Source organism: Geobacillus sp. LYN3, assembly GCF_003064505.1.
In the GTDB taxonomy this organism is placed as follows: Bacteria; Bacillota; Bacilli; order Bacillales; family Anoxybacillaceae; genus Parageobacillus_B; species Parageobacillus_B toebii.
Window position 1 is genome coordinate 344 of the sequence record NZ_QCWL01000072.1, and the last position, 546, is coordinate 889.

Annotated in this window: 1 protein-coding gene; it reads left to right on the forward strand. The window is 39.9% G+C overall.

The genetic code is table 11. The features are described from left to right. The first annotated feature begins 198 nt into the window (after nucleotides 1-198). Complete coding sequence (locus DCC82_RS17125) at nucleotides 199-519, forward strand: hypothetical protein (RefSeq protein WP_062677894.1); 321 nt, start codon at nucleotides 199-201, stop codon at nucleotides 517-519. Nucleotides 520-546 lie beyond the last annotated feature (27 nt).

Below are 546 nucleotides of genomic sequence, written 5' to 3' on the forward strand. Positions count from 1 at the left end.
ACTGCGGGTTCGGCTAGAAACAGCTAACATACTTTCATGACAGGTGCAAGTACATCTTTTGGTGATGAACCTCTTTTTTGCTGTCTACTTATAGGGGATAGTAACAAAAAGACAGATGCATTAGGCTCCTGCCTACACCTTTTTGTCTTTTCTTGTCTATATGATCGGGTTATACTGTTTAGTGAGGAGGTGAATGACGTGGAACAACAAACGATGTTAAAAGAAATTTTAAAGGCGCTCGATCTGCATGCATCTGACTTTCGCTCGCAAATCGCTGCATTAGACAAAAAAGTCGAAGCATTAGACAAAAAAATCGAAGCAATAGATAAAAAAGTCGAAGCAATGAATGATGAATTTAAAAGCAAGTTTGCGGAAATGAACGAACGATTTAATCGATTAGAAACAAAAATCGACAACTTGCGCATTGAACTTATCGAAACACAAGAAACCGTCGATTTCCACTCAGCCAAAATTGCCCAACATGACCGAAAAATCCGCAAGCTCTCCCAGCAACAATAACCTCTCCATCCGTAACGTTCTCTCCAC